Below are 4788 nucleotides of genomic sequence, written 5' to 3'. Positions count from 1 at the left end.
CAAAAGCATAAACTTTTTCAAGAAAACCCTCTCTATCTAAGGTAAATTTAGGAATCTTCCTCCCTAAAGTTATATGCAGCATAGTGGTTCTTATGGTTTCTTTTGCAATAAATTCTCCTTCTGAAAATTCGATGTCAAAAATGGTGAGTACACTATTTTTAGTAGATAGTTTATTGTAAATGTGTTCAATAGATTTTGTTCTGAAGAAATGGAATTTATCTAAAAAGTGTGTCTCCTTTTCTTTTTTATATTCATAACTTAATCCATAATCTTTTGCAAGTTCTTCAATATGGTTTTGCCGTTTTGTAAGCCCGCTTTGAATAATGTTTGGAACGGGAAGTAAACGTCTTAGTGCAAATGGATGTTCAGATTCTGAGTCGAGCAAATCTAAACCTATAACATCAAAATGACCATCTCTTTTTATAAATAAATCGCGATAACTATTTAGGTTTTCCATAACTGTATGATCGACGAATTCGCACAATGAAAAATCAATAATAATATCATTATTTTCTGGCACAGCATCGAGCTTCTCTTTTAATCTATAAAAGTTTAAAAAGCTGCAAAAATGCTTTACACTTACATAGTAGTTTCCGTTATCTTGTTCTTGAAACATTAAAACATTTGGTTTTAATACATTCCTAAAAAACAACGAGGCACTTTTATTAATTATAATATGAATTAAAAATGTTATAATTACCCCAGAAAGTATACCTGTGATAAGGCCAACTTTTAGCGTAACAAAAAGCGTAACAAAAAAAATGACTATTTGTTCCTTACCTATCGAAAATATTTTTTTAATTGTAATAGGAGAAGCTAGTTTGTAGCCAGTAAAAACTAATATTGCCATTAAAGCAGGTAAAGGAATTCTTGTGAGCTGCGTGCTGAATAGCACTATAAAAATAACTAAAAATGTAGCATGGAAAAAGTTAGAAGAGCGGTTACTTGCGTTGTTATTGACATTTACAGAACTTCTAGCAATTACGGTTACCACATTTAGCCCACCTAAAAACCCACTACCAATAGTTGCTAATCCTAATGCTTTTAAATCTAAATTCACATTAGAGCGTCTTTTTTCTGGATCTAGTTTATCAACAGCTTTTATACTCAGAAGCGATTCTATACTCGCAATCAGTGTTAAAGCAAAAACACTAGACCAGAAAGTGAGTTCATTTACTTTACCGAAATTCACAGAAGGTAATTGTGCTATTATATCTTTAAATTCCGGAATACCAGAAATCATATAAAGTTGAGATATTGGATTAGTCTCATGAGCAACAATTTCAAAATAGTAGCTAAACCCAATAGAAAGGATAACTATCCACATAGGAGCAGGAATAAGCTGTAAATACTTATTTCTAATCCGTGGGTAAAACACCATAATAATTAAACTTAGCACACCTGCAATTGCCGCGTAAATTAAACCCGTGTTATCATAATGAATCGCGTCATTAATGGTATATGGTATCTCAATAAGATAATCAATAGTGTCTACGCGTTTAATTTTATGCGCCAGCATAATATGAAATTGCTTGCCGAGAATAATAAGTCCAATAGCCGCTAACATTCCTTGTATAGCAGAAGAAGGAAAAAAATCGGCTAATTTTCCTAAACGAAGAAACCCTAAAATAGCTAATAAAATTCCAGAGCATATTATAGCCGCATAAGCACTTTCTATGCCCAATGTAGTAATAGCAACCAAAAGTACTCCAACTAACCCGTTTCCTGGACCAGCAATTGTAACATGACTACCACCAAAAATGGAAACCACGACACCACCAACTACAGCTGCTATAACACCAGCGATTGGTGGAGCTTCACTTGCCATTGCTAATCCCAACCCTAATGGTAATGCAATAAGACTTACCACGAAGCCAGAAAAAATATTCTTAGGTAACGCCTTAAAAAATGTCTTTATATTGTTCTTTTTTGGGCTCATTGAATGATTAAAACATCGGTTGGTAATTCGGTTAGTATATGTTCTATATCATGAGGGAAAAGTCGATCCCAAAAGCTCATTTTACTTGGTGAATTCATAACCAGTAAATCTGCTCGTGCTATTTGTGCATAATGACCAATAGAATATCCTTTTTTACCAAAAATAGGTTGTGACTTTATAACTACATTTTTTGTGTAAACTTCTGGAATACCTTCAATAATGGCTTTTACTCTAGAGTTCTCTCGGAGTTTTATCCGTTCCTTAATAATAGTAGCCATTCTTAAGGATTTATCATCTTCAACCTTAATAGCTAATTCATCTTGGGTTATTTCTTCAACAATAGTGACTTTATCTGAATTTAAAGCATTGGCAACATAAAATGCAGAAGCTAATGTTTGCAGTGTTTTAGGGTCTTTTAAACCGTTAACCACAATATGTTCGCAAGGGACTCTTTTGATCGAAGGTTTTATAAGCAATAAAATAGAGCATTTTGCTTGACGAGTAATCTTTCGAGCAATAGAACCTACATAATATTTCAAGAAATTTTCGCGTTGCAATGCTCCTAAAATCAATAAATCTATCTGCTTTTCTTTAGAAGTTGATAAGATAACATCTACAGGATCACCCGTCTTAAAAACGATATCAACTTCTAAATTATCTTTTATAAATGGTTCTAATATCGAAAGGAATTGAGTTTGTTTATCAGCAGATTTTTCACCAACATGAATCAAAACCAATTTACTCTTAAACATTAGAGATAACCTAGCGGCTTCATATAGGTTAGCTTTAAGGTTAGGGGAAAAGGTAACACCAATTCCGATTGTATTAAAAGGTAGAAAAGACAACTTAGATAAATTGATTTATTAGTCAGTTTTGAAAGATAACATTTTTTTAAAAACTCTTAACTCATAATGTCCATTAGCCTTATTTTTAATTGTATTATTTAGTATTTTCACAAAAAAACTATTCATGTTAGAGTTAGCAGGTATTATTATTTTAGGCATATTAGCACAATGGGTTGCTTGGAAACTTAAAATACCCTCAATTTTACCATTAATTTTAATTGGTCTTTTGGTTGGGCCAATTGCTGCAGAATTTCTTTCTGAAGATGGTACTAAATGGATAGAACCTATCTGGAATGGCAAAGAAGGTTTATTTCCTGATGAGAGTCTGTTTTATTTTGTTTCCCTAGCTATTAGTATTATTCTTTTTGAAGGAGGACTTACGCTAAAATTAAGTGAAATAAAAAATGTTGGACCAGTAATTACTAAACTGATAACTATTGGTTCCATGGTTACATTTTTTATAGCAGCGGTTGCGGCTCATTTTATTTTTGGCTTAAGTTGGGAGATTTCATTTTTGTTTTCTGGATTAATTATTGTTACTGGCCCAACAGTAATTACCCCAATCTTACGAAATATACCTTTAAAAAAAGATGTTTCTGCCGTACTGAAATGGGAAGGTATTCTAATAGACCCAATTGGCGCTTTAGTTGCGGTATTGGTTTATGAATTTATTAGTGTTGATGCTGGTGGAGAATTTACCAAAACTGCGCTTATTGAATTTGGGAAAATTGTGCTTTTTGGATCTACGTTTGGATTCACTTTTGCACATGCGCTTAACCTAATACTGAATAAAAAATGGGTACCTCATTATTTAATGAATGTGTTTTCATTAGCTGCTGTTTTAGGTGTTTTTGTTTTATCAGACAGCTTTGCTCACGAATCTGGCTTATTAGCAGTAGTTGTTATGGGAATGGTTATGGGGAACTCTAATTCACCTCACTTAAAAGATATTTTATATTTTAAGGAATCGCTGAGCATTCTGCTTATTTCAATACTTTTTATACTATTAGCAGCTAACATTAATTTTGATGAACTACTTTTAATTTACAATTGGAAAACAGCTGTTCTTTTCTTCATTATTGTATTTTTAATAAGACCCATAGGTGTTTTTCTAAGTACGTATGGTTCTACATTAAAACTCAACGAAAAACTTTTTATAAGTTGGGTTGGTCCTCGTGGTATTGTTGCAGCCGGTATTGCATCTCTTTTTGGATTGAAATTAGCAAGTAAAGGGGTTGTGGGAGCAGAATATATTACACCACTGGTGTTTGTCATTGTGTTAGGAACCGTGTTGTTAAACGCAACAACCGCTCGATTATTTGCCAAGATTGTAGGCGTATTTTTAAAAAAATCTAACGGAATTTTAATTGTTGGTGCCTCTAAAGTATCTAGGTTATTGGGACACTATTTAGAAACACACGGAAGACACGTAGTGCTTATTGACAGTAACCAAAATAATATTGCTAAAGCTAAAGAATTAGGGCTAGAGGCCTTAAACACCAATATTTATTCTGATGCCTTAACCGATAATATTGAATTAAATGATGTTGGTTATTTGATGGCAATGACAGGGAGTTCTGATATAAACAAATATGCAATTAATAAATTTCGCAACCAGTTTGGTGAGAACGGATCATTTAGATTAGTAACAACTGATGAAATGAATAATCCAGAGAATAATCCCAAAGAAGGTTTGTTTTCCCATACAGATGACTATATATCACTATCTGAAGTGACAAGAAATTTCCCCTCGATTCAAGAAATAGATATTGAAGACAAAGCACATTACACAAGCCTTATAGATTTTACCAATAAGGACAAAGACATGATTCCATTATTTTTAAAGGATGATAAAGCAGAGCTTCACATTATATCGTCATATAATACAGAATTTGATGAAATAGGCGAGGGTTATAAATTGGTTTACTTAGGAAGACCCTTTGATGTAGAAAAAGTATAAAAACCTCAGAGATTTGTGTGCTGAGGTTTTAATATTTCTAAAAA

General features: G+C 32.7%; 3 protein-coding genes. 1 reads left to right on the top strand and 2 read right to left on the bottom strand.

The features are described from left to right. Both AAC053_RS13560 and AAC053_RS13555 read right to left on the bottom strand, forming a co-directional pair. A partial coding sequence (locus AAC053_RS13560) for a SulP family inorganic anion transporter (protein ID WP_339757720.1) occupies window positions 1–1939 on the bottom strand: 1939 nt, incomplete at its 3' end. Beyond that, entirely contained in the window at window positions 1936–2784 is an 849-nt protein-coding gene (locus AAC053_RS13555) for a universal stress protein (RefSeq protein ID WP_339757717.1), read from the bottom strand. The genes AAC053_RS13555 and AAC053_RS13560, both read right to left, overlap by 4 nt. Before the next feature lie 124 nt (window positions 2785–2908). Between AAC053_RS13555 and AAC053_RS13550 the strand changes: the two genes are divergently transcribed. Continuing rightward, complete coding sequence (locus AAC053_RS13550) at window positions 2909–4744, top strand: sodium:proton antiporter (RefSeq protein WP_339757714.1); 1836 nt, start codon at window positions 2909–2911, stop codon at window positions 4742–4744. The last annotated feature ends 44 nt before the right edge of the window (window positions 4745–4788 follow it).

Source organism: uncultured Winogradskyella sp., from assembly GCF_963975125.1.
Classification (GTDB): Bacteria; Bacteroidota; Bacteroidia; order Flavobacteriales; family Flavobacteriaceae; genus Winogradskyella.
The sequence above is the reverse complement of the archived record's forward strand: the minus strand, read 5'-3'. Positions and strand labels throughout refer to the sequence as shown.